This window comes from Bacillus sp. Leaf49 (assembly GCF_001426125.1).
GTDB classification, from domain to species: domain Bacteria; phylum Bacillota; class Bacilli; order Bacillales; family Bacillaceae; genus Bacillus; species Bacillus altitudinis.
This window is the reverse complement of record NZ_LMRK01000024.1, coordinates 100,432-116,453: the sequence shown is the minus strand read 5'-3', so window position 1 is coordinate 116,453 and position 16,022 is coordinate 100,432. Positions and strand designations below refer to the sequence as shown.

Below are 16,022 nucleotides of genomic sequence, written 5' to 3'. Positions count from 1 at the left end.
ACGAAAACACATGTTGACATCAGGCGTACATCCTTTATAATTAGTGATTGTTAATGATGAACGGTTACCTAGCAACTAATTAACAGAATATTTCAACATAATAATGGAGGCTTTAAATGCAATGAAGGCAACTTTGTCGACGAAAGATACGGTTATCATAGGTTTTATGCTGTTTGCTCTATTCTTCGGCGCCGGTAATATGATTTATCCACCAGAGCTTGGGCAATATGCTGGGCAAAATGTGTGGAAAGCAATGGGCGGATTTTTATTAACAGGTGTCGGTTTACCTCTTCTAGGGATTATTGCAATCGCTTTGACAGGTCGAGATGCGAAAGGATTAGCTGATAAAGCTCACCCAGCTTTTGGAACAGCGTTTACCGTCATTTTATATTTATCTATCGGGCCACTTTTCGCTATTCCTCGTACAGGAACGGTTTCATATGAAATTGGTGCACTACCCTTTTTAGCTGGTGTACCAGCTTGGCTCTCACTTTTTTTATTTACACTGGCCTTTTTTGGTATTACGTATTATCTTGCGCTAAATCCAACGAAAATTGTGGATCGTGTAGGGAAAGTGTTAACACCGATTAAATTTACGATCATTTTGATTATTATCGTCAAAGCCATTTTGACACCGATGGGCGTCATTGGCACACCTGATGTGTCCTATAGCAATGGATCATTTTTCAAAGGGTTTTTAGAAGGCTATAAAACCATGGACGCTCTTGCATCTATTGTGTTTGGGGTTGTTGTCATCAACGCCATTAAAGGACGTGGTGTAACAAGTAAAAAGGCACTCACTTCTGCTTGTATCAAAGCAGGTCTAATTGCAGCTTGCGGATTAACATTTGTTTATCTATCACTTGCTTATTTAGGTGCTTCAAGTACACACGCCATTGGTTTTGTTGGAGATGGTAGTAAAATCTTGGCTCAGTCTTCACAATTTCTTTTTGGCAGTTTAGGTAATATTGTGTTAGGCGCGGCGATTACGGTTGCCTGTTTAACCACAAGTATCGGTCTTGTGACATCGTGCGGAGAGTATTTCTCAAATTTATTACCTAAACTTTCTTATAAAATGGTCGTTACACTCGTCACATTATTCAGTTTTATCATTTCAAATTTTGGACTTGCTCATATTATCGCTTTTTCAGTACCTGTGTTAACTGCGATTTACCCGTTAGCAATTGTGATTATCGTTTTATCACTTGCTGACAAATGGCTTGGTCATAGAAGACCTGTGTATGTCCTTACTTTGATTTTAACTGGCTGCGTCAGTCTGTTTGACGGTTTAGCAGCGGCTAAACTGCCTATCGGTCCTGTGAAAGATCTCTTTCAAACGATCTTGCCGCTATATGACCTTGGCATTGGCTGGATTGTACCTGCCATACTCGGAATCGTGATTGGATTTGTCATCTCTCTATTCACTTCTTCTGCTTCAGAAGAACGCCAAAAACAAGTTTCATAACATGGAAAAAGCTGAAGTCCATTTTAGGACTTCAGCTTTTTTATTGATGCTGATATTCTTTTTCTTGCTGAGTTAAAAGCTTCTGGACGGCTCCAGGTGATGCTTTTTCGACAGCAGCTGCTGCCACTTCAAATGAATCGTTATAATCATAGGCATAAAATCTTCGTTCTGCCTCTTTTAATTGCTCTGAAAGAATGTGGTTTTGACTTCTAAACCGGTTGCCGTATTGTATAATCCGTTCAATTTGATCCACTTTACGAAGCATGTCATGTGTTTCATCAACGACATGTCTGACTGTTTCAGAGGCTTCTTTTAATTGCTGGTTCACTGCTGGCATATTCAGCGGCAAATTCTCTAGCTGCTCCTGCACTTGCTGAACCATCTCCTGCGCTTTTTCAGCACGGTCTTTGATGTCAGCAGGTACACCTGGAATGTTGCTTTTGTGCAGCTGGCGCACTGTATCTGTCAGCATGGTTTTAAGTTCAGCCAATGTTTCTCTTGCCTGTAATTCTTCTTTTCGTAACGATTGAAGGTGATCTTTAAACGCTTCATGAAGCGTTTTGGCATCCTCAATAAAGGTCTCAAGCTGATTGATTTCATCCATTAATAATGTGTATGCGACATGGTCACGATCAAGCTTCTCTCGTATTTGCTTCATGAGCTTTTCAATTTCTTCTAATCGTTTTTCGAATGCTTTCTGCTGATCCAGCTCTCCTGCTGTAAGCTTGTAGCTTTCTTTCACAAGAGCCGTTTCTGCCTTTGTCTGCGTGTGGTCTTGTTCAAGTTTTTCAAATGCTTCGGTCAGCTCAGGCATTTTGCTCTTGATTTCCTGACCTGCTTCTACTTCTGCTTCTAGCTGATCATACAGCGTCTGAATCGCATCATCAATCATTTGCAGAATGCTTGATGCTTCATCTAAATTGAGTTCATCAATCAGCAGTTTCTCCGCCCGGGTCAGCTGTTTATTCAAGTTCTCCAGCTCTTTTGTGATCTGGATGTGCTCTAGCTTGTAGCCTTTGTCTGTCATTTCTTTATAACCGTCTTTCAGCTTCGTCAGCTGACCTGGCACCGTTTGTTTGCAGTCTGCGATGAGCTTCGGTACATCATTGATATATAATTGTAGCTGATCGAGTCTGCGGTCTTGCTCAAGCAAAATTTTCCTTGCTGTCATGTAGTTTCCGTTTTCTGTCTCTTCTTCATACTGCTTGATCCCTTCCCAGGCCTCGTCCAAGTCCTGCTCCATTTTGTCATAAAGGGTGCCATATAAATGGCTGTAAGCAAGTAGATTTTTTCGTACCGTTTGATATTGCTCTTTGACCTTCTCGATGTCTTTTCGGTTTTGCTCTTCACTTGTGACAAGGTCTGCAATCTCTTTTAAAATGTCTTCGATGTTTGAATCAGCAGCGGTGAGCAGATCTCCTATATGTGCAAGAACTTGCTTCGCTTTGGAGAATCGATATTTATCAGAATACTCCTCTGCATCATATAATAGCTCCTCTACCTTTGGAAGATGGGCTGTGACGATATCGTCCCACTCTGCACGCCATCTTTCAAAAAACTGCTCTGTTTCTCCGGTCATTTTTAAATGTTTGATTTTTGAAATTTCTTCTACAATTGATCTGTTTAAAATTTCAATTTTCCATGCTTCCAATCGGTCAATCTCTTTATATATATTTTTTCTGAGGAAATAACCGACTGAAAACAAAGCAAGCAAAATGACAATTAAACCGATGATAAACTCCATAATGAGCCCCCTTGTTGTGATCTAAGTGATGTCAGGGTAGTGTCCCGAGTAGACCTGAGAACCCTTTCGTGTCCGCTTTGCATTTGTTTTTTATAAGCAGGATTGTATTTTTGCCAATACGATCCATTCACGGTTTTATGTATGTTTTTTCAAGAAAGTCATTCAGGCTTTCTATCATTTGATCACATGTATTGATGTGACCTGTTTTTATGTATGCGGAAGCTGTCGTTTTCATTGTTATTATGATACCATGTAACCAGCATTTTTGGTCATGATTTTTCATTATTTTCGCTGATAAACATGACGTTTTTCAAAATATCGACAAGAGGTGACGACATGTTGAAACAAGATGCACATTTACATACGCCATTTTGCCCGCACGGTACGCTTGATCCTTTTCATTCTTATATTGAAAAAGCAATCAAAAAGGGATTTGATTCCATCACCTTTACCGAGCATGCCCCGCTGCCTCCTTCGTTTCGAGATCCAACGCCTGAGCAGGATAGTGCCATGAAGCTTCAAGACCTTGAAGCCTATTTGACGAAGCTGGATCAGCTGAAACAGGAATACAAAGGACAGTTAATAGTAAAAACTGGGCTTGAGGTCGACTATATCAAAGAGTATGAAGAGGAAACAAGTGCCTTTTTAGACTGCTACGGCCCTGAACTAGACGATAGCATTTTATCTGTTCACTTTCTTCCTGCTGGCAATGATTATATTTGTCTTGATTTTGATGAGCACGCCTTCAAGCAGCTGATCAGCATCTATGGCAGCACCGAACACGTCTATCAAAACTACTATGAACAAATTCATTCTTCTATTCTATCATCTTTAGGTCCATATAAGCCAAAGAGAATCGGTCATATCACCCTTGTCCAGAAATTCAAACAACTTTTCCCATACGAAATGTCGCCAGAACTATGTCAAAGGGTTACCCTTTGTCTTGAAGAAACGGCAAAAAAAGGCATGTCCTTAGATTTTAATACATCAGGTCTTCGTAAAACATATGCCAGAAGTATCTATTTAGATCAATGGATGATTGATCTTGCAAAACAGAAAAAAATTCCGCTCATATTCGGGTCTGATGCCCATCAAGCGGAAGATCTCGGGTATGCATATGATCAATTTGAAGACATCATGAGTTTCAGGTGAGGATCAAGTGCGGGTTCATTTGGTTCTAACAGATGATGAAGCGACCGGCTCAGTTCCTTATAGTACGTTTGATAAAAGTAAGGCTCATTTGGGTTGATATAAAGCACCTCTGTTAAATATTGCGGCTGCAGATAAGGCATCATCAGAAGTGATTTTAGCTGGATCATAAATGATGAGAGTGACAGCTGCTTACAAATCACATGGGTGCTTTTTCCTTTTTCAATGATAAGCTGAAACAAGTATTTTTCCTTTGTTAAATAGGTGGACATGATTTCCCTGATCAGCGTTGAATCAATGGTCACTTCTCGATAAACGAAACGGGTTAATTGACGATTTTCATGCTGATAAGATAAAATATCAAAAACCACATGAAGTAAACATTCTTTTGCATGACGGGTTTCCATGTGCTGGATGTGCGATTCAATCATCTGAATATAGCCTTCATAAAAATCGGATACGAGCTGCTCAAGCAGCCCTCCTTTTCCTTGAAAGTAATAAGATATATGGGCAACGTTGACGTTTGCTTCCTTCGCAATCTCACGGACAGAGGTTCCAGAAAATCCTTTTTGGTTAAAAAGTCTGATGGCAGCTTCAATAATACGGTCTTTTGTTTGCACGGTTGTTGATGTTTTCATCCGCTCACCCCTCTTCATGTGTACATACTTCAAGGTGAAGGCGGAAGTTCCTTTAATCATTGCTCGACAAATCCCACATGCGAAGCGCAAGTTATGTATTTTTGAGATAGAAAGTAGGAGATTTTCATGTTTCATGTCGAAAAACAGTCTGGTGATCCATCGAAAGACTATCAATTACTCATCAAGCAAGTAGAAGCGATTACGGATGGTGAACCTGATCTCATTGCCAACCTAGCCAATGCTGCGGCGCTGCTTTATCACTCGCTTCCTGAAGTCAATTGGGCAGGATTTTATTTAGCAAAAGGCGGAGAGCTTGTGCTTGGTCCATTCAACGGACTGCCCGCATGTGTACGCATTCCTTCTGGAAAAGGGGTTTGCGGTACAGCATTTGCGACAGGTGATGTACAGCGTATCGCTGATGTGCATGCATTCCCTGGTCATATTGCATGTGATGCCGCATCGCAGTCTGAAATCGTGATCCCTCTTAAAGTAAATGGACAAATCATTGGGGTACTCGACATTGACAGTCCAGTGAAAGATCGTTTCAATGAAATAGATGAAACGTACTTAGTTCAATTTACAGAGGTTCTCCAAAATGCGTTATCAGCCTCTACTGATGCGTCATGATGCTTGAAAAGCAGACAATGTGTCTGCTTTTTTATTTTGCTTTCTTCCCGGATGAATGCCGACCACGTTTGACATTCTCCTCTTTAAATAGGTTGACTTCTCCTATCTGGCGTCATATAATAGAGTTTGTGTGAAATATGGCAGCCTTTTTGTTCGGCTTTTTTGTATCATTTTGTTCCTTCTATATGGAGGTGCATCTTGTAACTCCCTGCTGCTGGAGCGAGGATGCATGAAAACATAATGACGGAAAAGACAAAGAACAGACGGTTTTTATTTTTCACAAATAAAAACAATAAGGAGGAGTCACATTATGGCTCGCTATACAGGTCCAAGTTGGAAGATTTCCCGCCGTTTAGGCATTTCATTAAGCGGAACAGGTAAGGAACTTGAAAAACGCCCTTACGCTCCAGGCCCACATGGTCCAGGACAACGCAAAAAACTATCTGAATACGGTTTACAATTACAAGAGAAGCAAAAGCTTCGTCACATGTACGGTGTCAACGAACGTCAATTCCGTACACTATTTGACAGAGCTGCTAAACTTCCTGGTAAACAAGGTGAAAACTTCATGATCCTTCTTGAAACTCGCCTTGACAACCTAGTATACCGTCTTGGCCTTGCTCGTACGCGCCGCCAAGCTCGTCAGCTAGTAAACCATGGTCACATCCTTGTTGATGGAAGCCGTGTAGACATCCCATCTTTCTCTGTGAAACCAGGTCAAACGATTGCTCTTCGTGAGAAATCTCAAAACCTTGCAGTTGTGAAAGAATCAGTTGAAGTGAACAACTTCGTACCTGAATACCTTACTTTCGATGCTGAAAAGCTTGAAGGAACTTTCACTCGTCTTCCAGAGCGTTCTGAATTAGCGCCTGAAATCAGCGAACAACTAATCGTTGAGTTCTACTCTCGTTAATTTCATTGCTCTCTCAGAGAGTGATCAAACAAACCCTAGAGACCTTGATTGTTCAAGGATTTCTAGGGTTTTTTGTTTGTATTCCATCATGTTCTAACACCTAACTAGATGAGAGTGGATGTATGACAGTGTTTAACAAAATCCTTTTTATGTTATAATACAAATAGATGTAGCGTAAATTAAAAGAAGCCAGGATGCTGTCACATCCCGGCAATGCACAAATGCTTGGCTCAAAGTGAGCTGGCTAGAAGGTACACAATAAATGGACCTACCCTACAAGTTGTCTAGGCTCAAAGGGTGGTCTATTTCTTTTTGTCTATATACGTCAACAAAGCAAGAATAAACATCCCAAATAAAAACATAAGGGACAACGCTTGAAAAGTTGACATAGGCTGCACCCCCTTTCAAGGGGATTTAGCCAAGACCACCTTTGAGTACGCCGTACATTTGTACGCTCTCTATTATACATGAAAACATTGGAAGTTACCTTCCATATTTAAAAACCTTTCTTTGCAGCATAACCACCTTCACGCTTCATTACGTGATTGTCATTCCCACATGCAACTATAGGAAAAAAATATCATTTAGCTGCCGTTTGTCTATTGGTACAATGATGATAGAGATTTTTTTCTAACGCACTAAGCTGGAGGAATTCCATGTTTTTTACCATAGTCATGATTTTCGTTCTCTTTTTCTTGTCTATTTTCGCCTATTCTCTTTTAAGAAAAAAGCAGGTCATAGATGCACCCCCAAACCTACTGGCTACGATATCGTTCATATTACTGCTTTATTTTTCTCTCTGTCTCGTGATCGCTGTTCCAAGTGTCATTCTGTGCATCGTTGCTTTAGGGATAAACTATCTTTTTGGAGATTACATCACATATGATTCATTTTTCTCTTTCATCTCGTTCTCTTTATTGGTGAGTGGAATCGTGGTTTTTTGGTCGCCTTTTCTTCTTTTCATAGGCAAAGGGCTGGCTTATTTACTCAAATTCCCTTCATGGCTGACTTTTGCTTTGGAGTGGATCAGTTCTTGGATCGTTTTACACCTCTCGATTAAGTATGTCCTTTACATAAAACTAGTAAATATCTCCATTTTGGAGCACGGCACACTCATTTTATCTTTCTTTGTCAGCTTCTTATTTATTGGAATAGATCTCATATACTCAAGTATTGAACAACGAAAACAGCCGCTGGATGAACAAGCAAAAAGCTCCTAGAGATGATTCTAGGAGCTTTTGCTTGCCCAATTTGTGATGAGCTGCTCTGTTGTCAGGACAGTCGCAAATTCATCATGCAGTGTTGCAAGTGAAAGGCGATGGATCATTTCTGGATCATAGTATGTACCGGTTTGATCTGCGAGTCCAAAGGCGGCTGTTGCATCCGACATGAGGTATGTCTCAAAGCCTAGGTTTCCACTCATTCTTGTTGTGGTAGATACGCAGTGCGGTGTTGTAAGTCCAGCAATCACAACAGTGTCGATCTCGTTTGATCTTAGTTGTTCCTCTAAGTTTGTACCTATAAAGCTACTGTTGACTTTCTTTTGTATGACCGTTTCTTCATCTAGCGGTTTGGCGATCTCTTTGAAGGAGTGCCCTTCATTTGCTGGATGAAATAAGGAGTGCGGCTGATCCGATGTATGCTGAATATGAATGACTGTCCAGCCTTTTTCTCTCCAAAACGTCAATAGACGACTGATATTCTTCTCTGCATCTAGGTTATTCCGTTCTCCCCATTTTTCGTGCTCGAATGCTTTCTGTACATCAACCATAATCAAAGCCTTTTGATGTTGTTGCACAAATCCCCACCTCCAAAGAATCTGAATCATTACTTGTAGTGTAAGGAATGGTGGTTGATTTGTACATGTTTTTATTTGGCTATGTACGATGTTTTGTCTGTTTTTGCAGTAAAAAGACAAACCACACACTGGCTATTAAGTAATAGATACCAATGATGGATGTACAATTAGATATGACTTCTGCCCATTGCACTGATTTGACGATTGCCATCCAGATCATATAGATAATCAGAAATGAACATGGGAAATAGAGAAAGTAGCCTAAGAAATATTGTTTGAGTTTTTGCGTCATCTTTTATCCTCCTAAAAACCTTCTGCAACACCTAGTAGACCCTATATAACCATGACATCAAAAAAGACAGCACAAATCGCTGTCTTTTTCATTTTTTAATTCGTATTCTGTCCTCCGCCATTCAATCCTTCTTTCACATAGCCTTTGACTTGGCTTGAGGTTAATAGACCGATATGTCCAACGCCGTGGATGAGGACGTTTCTCGCGCCAATTAAACGTGAGAGGCTGTTGACGACAATGAGATCGGCTGAGCTATAGACAGATGTGTAAAGAATTTTTTGATTTGGATCGGTGCCTGGTAATGCTCTGAGTGATACGAGTCCATTCGCTCCACCAAGTGTGACGACGTTTTCAATTTTATCTCCGCCGTCTAGGTTTTTAATATAGTATAACGTGTTCGCACCACCCATACTATGAGCCACAATATCTACTTTTTTGGCGCCCGTTTTGGCTAGTACATCTTTGACGAATCTAGAGAGCCTCGGGCCATTGTTCAGGTTATTACCTGTTTTGTCTATGAAATCGATTGCAAAAAGTTGGTTTTGATCCCAGCCCTGTGTCACTAAGTATCGTTTGATCGAAGCAAAGTTATAAGACGCACCGCCCATGCCGTGTACCATTACAACCGGATTATGCGCAGCCGCTTTGACTTCTTTCGGCTGGATGAAGACCATTGAACCTAGCACTAAGGCAAGCGCAATCAGAATTTGCAAACTCCTTTTCTTTAAAACGATCATGTTCATTCCCCCTTAATTTTCTGATACGTCTCTATTTTAAACAAGAAAAATATGACAGAAAAGTGAACAAGGTAATATTTATCAGATGATTTTACAGCACAATACCTAATGAAAAAGCACCATGGTCTTTTTGAAATTAAAACAAAAAGACTACGGGCCTCTCTATCTTTCATATATAATGTGAATAGACAAAAGGAGGTTCTACTAGATGCTATTTACTCAAACACCTGCACCACCTTACTATGCAGTCATTTTCACATCAAAACGAACAAATGTTGAGCAGAAAGAATACGCTGCTGCTGCTCAAAAAATGGAACAATTAGCGAAAGAACTAGACGGGTTTCTTGGAATAGAAAGTGCACGAGATGAACATGGTGTTGGAATCACTGTCTCTTACTGGGATTCATTAGCAGCCATCAAAGAATGGAAAGCACATACAGCACATCAGCGTGTTCAAAAAAAAGGAAAAAAAGATTGGTATGAATCCTATACAACCCGAATTTGTAAGGTAGAACATGCTTATACAAACGAAGATTCACTTCTTGAATAAGAAACAGACAAATGAGAGAAAACCGCTCTGTAAAAGCCTAATTCCTACTTCTGAATAAAAAAGAAAAGCACCTCAATGTATATGAACATTTGAGATGCTTTTCATGATACTTACTGTTTCATAAGGATTTATTTATACGTCACAAGGAAGTATTTCTTTTTCCCTCTTCTTAAGACCGTAAATTGGTTTTCAATTCGGTCATCTGCTGAAAGGACATAGTCTTTGTCGGTTTGTCTCTCTCCGTTGATGTAGACCGCACCGTTTGTAATATCTTCACGTGCTTGACGTTTTGATGGAGACAGTTTTGATTCGACAAGAACATCAACAAGTGTTAATTCTTCTGCACTGTCTTTCTCCATTGATGGCACATCTTTAAAGCCTACTTTCACTTCTTCTGCTGTAAGAGATTTGATCTCGCCTTTAAATAGCGCATTTGAGATGTTGACTGCCTGTTCTAGTGATTCACGGCCATGCACAAGTGTTGTGACTTCTTCTGCCAAACGGCGCTGTGCTTCACGCTTTTCAGGGGCTGTTTGCACTTTTTCTTCGTACGATGCGATCTCTTCTTTTGATAGGAACGTAAAGTATTTTAAGTATTTCACGACATCACGGTCATCTGTGTTAATCCAGAATTGGTAGAATTCATATGGTGATGTTTTTTCTTTATCTAACCAGATGGCACCACCTTCTGTTTTCCCAAACTTCGTGCCGTCTGCTTTTGTCACAAGCGGCATTGTGAGACCGAATGCTTTTGCGCCTTCTGCTTCAGACTTACGGATCAACTCAAGTCCAGATGTGATATTTCCCCACTGGTCACTTCCGCCGATTTGCAGCTTACAGTTTTCATTTCTGTAAAGGCTCAAGAAGTCTAACGATTGCAGAATCACGTAGCTGAATTCTGTGTACGAAATCCCTGTTTCAATACGGGAGCTGACGATATCTTTTGCGAGCATGAAGTTGACACCGAAGTTCTTTCCAATATCACGAAGGAACGTGATGACATTCATTTGACTGATCCAGTCATAGTTATTCACGATGACAGCTGGGTTGTCACCTGCTTCAAAATCAAGGAATTGAGAGAGCTGGCCTTTGATTTTCTCTGACCACTGTTCGACGATTTCTGCTGGGTTTAGTGAACGTTCTGCTTTTTTGAAACTTGGGTCACCAATCAGTCCAGTTGCGCCGCCAACAAGTGCAATCGGATGATGACCTGCTTCTTGGAATCTGCGCAATGTTAAAATTGGCAGTAAGTGACCAATGTGCAAGCTGTCAGCTGTTGGATCAAAGCCGGAGTATAGCTTGATTTTTTCTTCTGCTAATAATTTTGTTAAACCTTCTTCATCTGTTTGTTGCTGAATTAATCCTCTGAACGATAATTCTTCCATCAATTGACTCATATCCAAATCTCCTTTTTTTACAATTCAACATAAAAAACGCCCCTTCGAATGAACGAAGGGACGATATATATCGCGGTACCACCCTGCTTAAAAGACAAAACAACACGTCTTTTCACTTACACTGATAACGGACAGATCCGTTCTTTCACTAATCAGATAGCATATGCTCCTTTTCGTAAAAGCGGTTCGTGAGGGTAATTCGAATATCTCTTTGTACTGACTCGCACCAGCCGTCAGCTCTCTTGGACAGGGAAAGATGATTCTACTGAATCTCAGTCAAAACCTTTTCATATTCAACTAAAGTCATTTTTAACATACTTTTGATATCAAGTCAACTGATGGAAGTGATTAATCTTCCATTGTCGAGAGATCGCCAGCAGGTAAATTCAGTTCCCACGCTTTTAGCACACGTCTCATAATTTTACCGCTGCGTGTTTTTGGCAATTTGTCTTTAAACTCAATTTCTCTCGGTGCTGCATGTGCAGCGAGTCCTTTTTTCACGAACGTACGAATTTCTTCTTTCAGGTCATCAGACGGTTCGTATCCGCTTCTAAGCGCTATAAATGCTTTAATAATTTCACCGCGCACAGGATCTGGTTTTCCGATGACACCAGCCTCTGCAATGGCCGGATGTTCCACCAGTTTACTTTCTACCTCAAATGGACCGACCCGCTCTCCTGACGTCATGATGACATCGTCGACACGTCCCTGGAACCAGAAGTATCCGTCTTCATCCATATAAGCTGAATCTCCTGAAACATACCAATCTCCCGGCATAAAGTAAGATTCATATTTTTCAGGATTGTTCCAGATCGTATGCATCATAGACGGCCAGCCTTTTTTGATGGCAAGGTTCCCCATCCGGTATGGCGGAAGTTCATTTCCGGCATTATCCACAATCGCGGCTTCAACGCCTGGAATTGGTTTCCCCATCGAACCTGGTTTGATATCCATGCATGGATAGTTACAAATCAGCTGTGCACCTGTTTCTGTCATCCACCAAGTGTCATGAATTCGTTTACCGAATACAGCGTCTCCCCAGCGGATCACTTCTGGATTAAGTGGCTCTCCTACACTTAACACATGACGTAGTGAGCTGAGATCATATTTTTGAATGAGATCGTCTCCTGCTCCCATCAGCATTCTGAAGGCTGTCGGTGCACTGTACCAAACGGTCACACCAAACGATTCAATGGTTTCGTACCACGTATCAGGGTTGAACCGACCGCCTAAAATCACATTCGTCGCTCCATTCAGCCACGGAGAAAAAATACCGTACACCGTCCCTGTTACCCAGCCTGGATCAGCTGTACACCAGTAGACATCTTCTTCTTTCAAATCAAGTACCCATTTACCCGTCTGGCCTTGCTGCACCATTGCCCCATGAACATGGAGCACACCTTTTGGCGTACCAGTGGACCCTGACGTGTAATGAAGCAGGTATCCATCTTTTTCATCCATCCACTCGATTTCAAGTTCCTTCGCTGCCTGCTCAAATGCTTCTTCAAAGTGAATCGTCCGCACACCACCTGCATCCTCTTTTTCACCACCGACAATGATGACGGATTCAAGCTTTGGAAGTTCTGCAAACGGAATCCGCTCAAGCAGATCAGGCGTTGTCACAATCACTTTTGCCTCACTATTTTCTAAACGATCTTTGACGGCACCTTCCATAAATGCCTCAAATAACGGACCGACGATCGCACCAATTTTGACAGCACCAAGCAGTAGAAAATAGAGCTCAGGTGATCTTGGCATAAAGATAAACACGCGATCCCCTTTTTGCACATGTGCCTGTTCTCTTAATAGATTTCCTGCTTTGTTTGTCTTGATTTTCATATCCCTGAACGTATACTTTTCATCCCGCTGTGAATCTTTGTAGTGAAGCGCCACCTTGTTTTTACGAAACGAGTCCGCATGTCTGTCAATCGCTTCATAAGCTGCATTTACTTTTCCTGTTTCATACCAAGAGAAATTTTTTCTCGCTTCCTCCCATGAAAATTCTTTGTATGCTTGCTCATAATCATTTAAATGATAGTCCCCTTTTACTGATGGTAGCGTTTCCACTTTCATCAAACAGTCCCCCTTTGCATACGTTTACAATGACCATTATAGTATAGATGACTTTTTTTCTCAATTTTTAAAAAACTTCTAATGAAACCGTTTTAATTATTGCAAGATTTAAGATAGAATAGAGACGACTCACTAGAATTTGAGGCGGTGGATACGTGGAGCATCCTAAAACTTATTATTCAAAAACCATTGAGCGAGAAACAGGTTCCATCCTGATTGAAGGACCGGTACCTGCATCAGAGCTGGCGAAATATACGTTTCATGAAGGACTAACAGCATTTCGCACGCCTGAGGAACAGAAACAAGCACTTGTTGAAATAGCAGATCTTCCTGAAGGACGTATTATCATTGCTAGGGTGGATGAGCTTGTCGTAGGCTATGTCACGTATTTGTACCCTGATCCGCTTGAACGCTGGTCAGAAGGCAACATGGACAATTTAATTGAGCTCGGTGCCATTGAAGTCGCTCCTCCATTCAGAGGCTGCTCACTTGGCAAGCATTTACTGGATGTGAGCATGATGGATGAGCAAATGGAGAATTACATTATCATTACAACTGAATATTACTGGCATTGGGATTTAAAGGGGACAAAGAAAAACGTGTGGGAGTACCGCAAAATGATGGAGAAAATGATGAACGCAGGCGGTCTTGTCTGGTTTGCAACAGACGAGCCAGAGATTAGCTCACATCCAGCCAATTGTTTAATGGCACGGATCGGAAAACATGTGAGTCCAGATTCAATCGAGCGTTTCGATCGTCTTCGCTTCCATCAGCGCTTTATGTATTAACGTTCAATTCGTTTTTTTGGCAAAGGGGATTGGTAAACATGATGATTGAACAAATTATGGAGCGTGATGTGATCACGCTGCGCAAAACCGATACGATTGAAGAAGCCATTCAAAAAATGAGTGCACATCACATTCGGCATATTCCCATCGTATCTGAGCAGGGATCTGTCATTGGGATGGTGACAGATCGGGATATTAAAAATGCCAGTCCAAGTATTTTTGAAACAGAGAAAAGGCAGCTTTTTATTCAGCGGCCGGTTGAAGACATCATGGTGCTAGAGACGATTACCGCTCATCCGCTTGATTTCGTTGAGGAGATTTCAAGTGTCTTTTTTGAACACGGAATTGGCTGTCTTCCCGTTGTGAGACGTGGCAAGCTTGTAGGGATCATCACAAAAACAGATTTACTTCGTACGTTTGTAAGACTAACAGGTGCAGATCAGCCTGGATCACATTTAGAGGTTGAAGTAGCGCAAGTGACAGAGGGTCTTGCAGACATTACGGCCATTTTAAAAGAGCAGCATATTCAAATGCTGAGTGTACTCGTGTACCCACATGCCAATGAAGCCTCTAAAGTGCTCGTCTTCCGCCTTCAAACGATGCATGCAGATCATGTGACGAAGCTAATTCGTGCAAAAGGCTATAAGGTGCTATGGCCTATGGAGCAGACGATCAAATGAAGGAAGCGACCTTTGTTTTTTCACCATCTTTTCAAACGTACCAGTTTCACCAAGATCATCCCTTCAATCAGCTTCGCGTCTACTTAACTTATGATCTTCTTCAAAAAATGAAGGCGTTAACGGATGATGAGATTGTCGCACCTCGGATGGCGACGCTGGAGGAGTTGAAGCTCGTCCATACAGCAGACTATATTCAAGCAGTACAGCGAGCAAGTGAAGGAAAACTGTCCACCGTAGAGGGGGAACGTTATGGTCTTGGCACTGAGGACACCCCGATGTTTGCAGGGATGCATGAGGCAGCTTCTCTCCTAGTTGGCGGGACATTAACAGCGGTTGATCAAGTGATGCTTGGGCATTCGCAGCATGCGCTCAATCTTGGCGGCGGGCTTCACCATGGATTTAAAGGGCGTGCTTCTGGCTTTTGTATTTATAATGACAGCTCTGTGGCCATTCAGTATATTCAAAAGACATATGGCGCTAGAATTTTATATATTGATACAGATGCTCATCATGGCGATGGTGTCCAGTTTAGCTTCTATGATGATCCAGAGGTATGTACTGTTTCCATTCATGAAACAGGGCGCTATTTGTTCCCTGGAACTGGACAAGTACAGGAAAGGGGTCATGATAAAGGCTATGGTTATGCATATAATATCCCGCTTGACGCATTTACAGAAGACGAATCATTTTTAGAAGCCTATCGAACAGCAGTGACAGAGATTGCTGCTTTTTTTAAACCAGATGTCATTTTGACGCAAAATGGAGCAGATGCCCACTATTACGACCCTTTGACGCATTTATCTGCTACCATGAAAATATATGAGGAAATTCCTAGAATTGCCCATGAGCTGGCGCATCAATATTGTGATGGAAAATGGATCGCTGTGGGCGGAGGCGGCTATGATATTTGGCGTGTCGTCCCAAGAGCATGGAGCCGCATTTGGCTTGAGATGAAAGGCATTACACCACCAGATGCGCTTCCTCAGGAATGGATTCGGGCATGGGAAAAACAATCTCCTGTTCCGCTTCCATCCACATGGCTAGATCCTGACGATTTATATCCACCGATTCCAAGAAGAGCAGAAATTACAGAAAAAAATGCGCAAACGGTAGAAAAAGCACTCATGCCTGTTAGACGAGAAAAGAAAAAGGCATAAAAAAAAGCAGGCGT

The 16,022-nt window shown here is 41.5% G+C and carries 17 protein-coding genes and 1 other annotated feature; of the genes, 9 read left to right on the top strand and 8 right to left on the bottom strand.

Annotated elements, in window-relative coordinates; genetic code table 11:
* Window positions 1-121 precede the first annotated feature (121 nt).
* Entirely contained in the window at window positions 122-1,465 is a 1,344-nt protein-coding gene (brnQ, locus tag ASG46_RS18195) for a branched-chain amino acid transport system II carrier protein (RefSeq protein WP_035391117.1), read from the top strand.
* 40 nt (window positions 1,466-1,505) lie between these two features.
* Here the strand turns inward: brnQ and ezrA are convergent, their stop codons facing one another.
* The gene (ezrA, locus tag ASG46_RS18190) at window positions 1,506-3,209 is read right to left on the bottom strand and encodes a septation ring formation regulator EzrA (RefSeq protein ID WP_035391116.1); all 1,704 of its coding nucleotides are present in this window, start codon (window positions 3,207-3,209) and stop codon (window positions 1,506-1,508) included.
* A gap of 336 nt (window positions 3,210-3,545) precedes the next feature.
* On the opposite strand from ezrA, the gene hisJ reads away from it, so the two are divergent.
* Entirely contained in the window at window positions 3,546-4,361 is an 816-nt protein-coding gene (gene hisJ, locus ASG46_RS18185; protein ID WP_035391115.1) for a histidinol-phosphatase HisJ, read from the top strand.
* On the opposite strand, the gene refZ is transcribed toward hisJ, so the two are convergent.
* Window positions 4,331-4,996, bottom strand: a complete 666-nt coding sequence (gene refZ, locus ASG46_RS18180; protein WP_008343081.1) for a forespore capture DNA-binding protein RefZ — start codon at window positions 4,994-4,996, stop codon at window positions 4,331-4,333. The genes hisJ and refZ overlap by 31 nt on opposite strands.
* A 126-nt stretch (window positions 4,997-5,122) precedes the next feature.
* On the opposite strand from refZ, the gene ASG46_RS18175 reads away from it, so the two are divergent.
* Entirely contained in the window at window positions 5,123-5,623 is a 501-nt protein-coding gene (locus ASG46_RS18175) for a GAF domain-containing protein (RefSeq protein ID WP_017358302.1), read from the top strand.
* Between the two features lie 310 nt (window positions 5,624-5,933).
* Window positions 5,934-6,536 (top strand): 30S ribosomal protein S4, encoded by a 603-nt coding sequence (gene rpsD / locus ASG46_RS18170; protein ID WP_007501777.1) that lies wholly within the window; start codon window positions 5,934-5,936, stop codon window positions 6,534-6,536.
* 302 nt (window positions 6,537-6,838) lie between these two features.
* Here the strand turns inward: rpsD and ASG46_RS21385 are convergent, their stop codons facing one another.
* Entirely contained in the window at window positions 6,839-6,898 is a 60-nt protein-coding gene (locus tag ASG46_RS21385) for a putative holin-like toxin (protein ID WP_231493310.1), read from the bottom strand.
* A gap of 294 nt (window positions 6,899-7,192) precedes the next feature.
* On the opposite strand from ASG46_RS21385, the gene ASG46_RS18165 reads away from it, so the two are divergent.
* On the top strand, window positions 7,193-7,756 hold the full coding sequence (locus ASG46_RS18165) for a hypothetical protein (protein ID WP_056705513.1): 564 nt from the start codon (window positions 7,193-7,195) through the stop codon (window positions 7,754-7,756).
* A gap of 8 nt (window positions 7,757-7,764) precedes the next feature.
* Here the strand turns inward: ASG46_RS18165 and ASG46_RS18160 are convergent, their stop codons facing one another.
* The 3 genes from ASG46_RS18160 to ASG46_RS18150 form a co-directional block, all read right to left on the bottom strand.
* Window positions 7,765-8,364 carry a cysteine hydrolase family protein gene (locus ASG46_RS18160; protein WP_138826271.1) on the bottom strand — a complete coding sequence of 200 codons (600 nt, stop codon included), beginning with the start codon at window positions 8,362-8,364 and terminating at the stop codon, window positions 7,765-7,767.
* 49 nt (window positions 8,365-8,413) lie between these two features.
* Window positions 8,414-8,626 carry a hypothetical protein gene (locus ASG46_RS18155; protein ID WP_035702043.1) on the bottom strand — a complete coding sequence of 71 codons (213 nt, stop codon included), beginning with the start codon at window positions 8,624-8,626 and terminating at the stop codon, window positions 8,414-8,416.
* A 95-nt stretch (window positions 8,627-8,721) separates the two neighbouring features.
* Window positions 8,722-9,300, bottom strand: a complete 579-nt coding sequence (locus tag ASG46_RS18150) for an esterase/lipase family protein (protein WP_410551929.1) — start codon at window positions 9,298-9,300, stop codon at window positions 8,722-8,724.
* A gap of 271 nt (window positions 9,301-9,571) precedes the next feature.
* Here ASG46_RS18150 and ASG46_RS18145 point away from each other — a divergent pair, with 271 nt between their 5' ends.
* The gene (locus tag ASG46_RS18145; RefSeq protein ID WP_007501790.1) at window positions 9,572-9,913 is read left to right on the top strand and encodes an antibiotic biosynthesis monooxygenase family protein; all 342 of its coding nucleotides are present in this window, start codon (window positions 9,572-9,574) and stop codon (window positions 9,911-9,913) included.
* 128 nt (window positions 9,914-10,041) lie between these two features.
* Here the strand turns inward: ASG46_RS18145 and tyrS are convergent, their stop codons facing one another.
* The gene (gene tyrS / locus ASG46_RS18140; RefSeq protein ID WP_056705501.1) at window positions 10,042-11,310 is read right to left on the bottom strand and encodes a tyrosine--tRNA ligase; all 1,269 of its coding nucleotides are present in this window, start codon (window positions 11,308-11,310) and stop codon (window positions 10,042-10,044) included.
* A gap of 53 nt (window positions 11,311-11,363) precedes the next feature.
* Window positions 11,364-11,599 (bottom strand) — a binding site (T-box leader).
* Window positions 11,600-11,658: 59 nt separating this feature from the next.
* Window positions 11,659-13,383, bottom strand: coding sequence for an acetate--CoA ligase (gene acsA / locus ASG46_RS18135; RefSeq protein WP_056705497.1), 1,725 nt, complete (start codon window positions 13,381-13,383; stop codon window positions 11,659-11,661).
* A 155-nt stretch (window positions 13,384-13,538) separates the two neighbouring features.
* Between acsA and ASG46_RS18130 the strand changes: the two genes are divergently transcribed.
* The 3 genes from ASG46_RS18130 to ASG46_RS18120 are packed head-to-tail and all read left to right on the top strand — an operon-like array spanning window position 13,539 to window position 16,008.
* Window positions 13,539-14,171 (top strand): GNAT family N-acetyltransferase, encoded by a 633-nt coding sequence (locus ASG46_RS18130; RefSeq protein WP_056705495.1) that lies wholly within the window; start codon window positions 13,539-13,541, stop codon window positions 14,169-14,171.
* Window positions 14,172-14,209: 38 nt separating this feature from the next.
* Window positions 14,210-14,851 (top strand): CBS and ACT domain-containing protein, encoded by a 642-nt coding sequence (locus ASG46_RS18125; protein WP_047945275.1) that lies wholly within the window; start codon window positions 14,210-14,212, stop codon window positions 14,849-14,851.
* Entirely contained in the window at window positions 14,848-16,008 is a 1,161-nt protein-coding gene (locus tag ASG46_RS18120; RefSeq protein ID WP_008343057.1) for an acetoin utilization protein AcuC, read from the top strand. The genes ASG46_RS18125 and ASG46_RS18120 overlap by 4 nt, the downstream gene beginning before the upstream one ends.
* Window positions 16,009-16,022 lie beyond the last annotated feature (14 nt).

What these genes read in the sequence shown, in the direction of transcription:
- tyrS (WP_056705501.1), bottom strand. Translation starts at nt 11,310, where the DNA reads ATGAGTCAATTGATGGAAGAATTATCGTTCAGAGGATTAATTCAGCAA.
- ASG46_RS18165 (WP_056705513.1), top strand. Translation starts at nt 7,193, where the DNA reads ATGTTTTTTACCATAGTCATGATTTTCGTTCTCTTTTTCTTGTCTATT.
- ASG46_RS18150 (WP_410551929.1), bottom strand. Translation starts at nt 9,300, where the DNA reads ATGGTCTTCATCCAGCCGAAAGAAGTCAAAGCGGCTGCGCATAATCCG.
- ASG46_RS18175 (WP_017358302.1), top strand. Translation starts at nt 5,123, where the DNA reads ATGTTTCATGTCGAAAAACAGTCTGGTGATCCATCGAAAGACTATCAA.
- refZ (WP_008343081.1), bottom strand. Translation starts at nt 4,996, where the DNA reads ATGAAAACATCAACAACCGTGCAAACAAAAGACCGTATTATTGAAGCT.
- ezrA (WP_035391116.1), bottom strand. Translation starts at nt 3,209, where the DNA reads ATGGAGTTTATCATCGGTTTAATTGTCATTTTGCTTGCTTTGTTTTCA.
- ASG46_RS18120 (WP_008343057.1), top strand. Translation starts at nt 14,848, where the DNA reads ATGAAGGAAGCGACCTTTGTTTTTTCACCATCTTTTCAAACGTACCAG.
- ASG46_RS18160 (WP_138826271.1), bottom strand. Translation starts at nt 8,364, where the DNA reads ATGATTCAGATTCTTTGGAGGTGGGGATTTGTGCAACAACATCAAAAG.
- ASG46_RS18155 (WP_035702043.1), bottom strand. Translation starts at nt 8,626, where the DNA reads ATGACGCAAAAACTCAAACAATATTTCTTAGGCTACTTTCTCTATTTC.
- ASG46_RS18125 (WP_047945275.1), top strand. Translation starts at nt 14,210, where the DNA reads ATGATGATTGAACAAATTATGGAGCGTGATGTGATCACGCTGCGCAAA.
- acsA (WP_056705497.1), bottom strand. Translation starts at nt 13,383, where the DNA reads ATGAAAGTGGAAACGCTACCATCAGTAAAAGGGGACTATCATTTAAAT.
- ASG46_RS18145 (WP_007501790.1), top strand. Translation starts at nt 9,572, where the DNA reads ATGCTATTTACTCAAACACCTGCACCACCTTACTATGCAGTCATTTTC.
- rpsD (WP_007501777.1), top strand. Translation starts at nt 5,934, where the DNA reads ATGGCTCGCTATACAGGTCCAAGTTGGAAGATTTCCCGCCGTTTAGGC.
- brnQ (WP_035391117.1), top strand. Translation starts at nt 122, where the DNA reads ATGAAGGCAACTTTGTCGACGAAAGATACGGTTATCATAGGTTTTATG.
- hisJ (WP_035391115.1), top strand. Translation starts at nt 3,546, where the DNA reads ATGTTGAAACAAGATGCACATTTACATACGCCATTTTGCCCGCACGGT.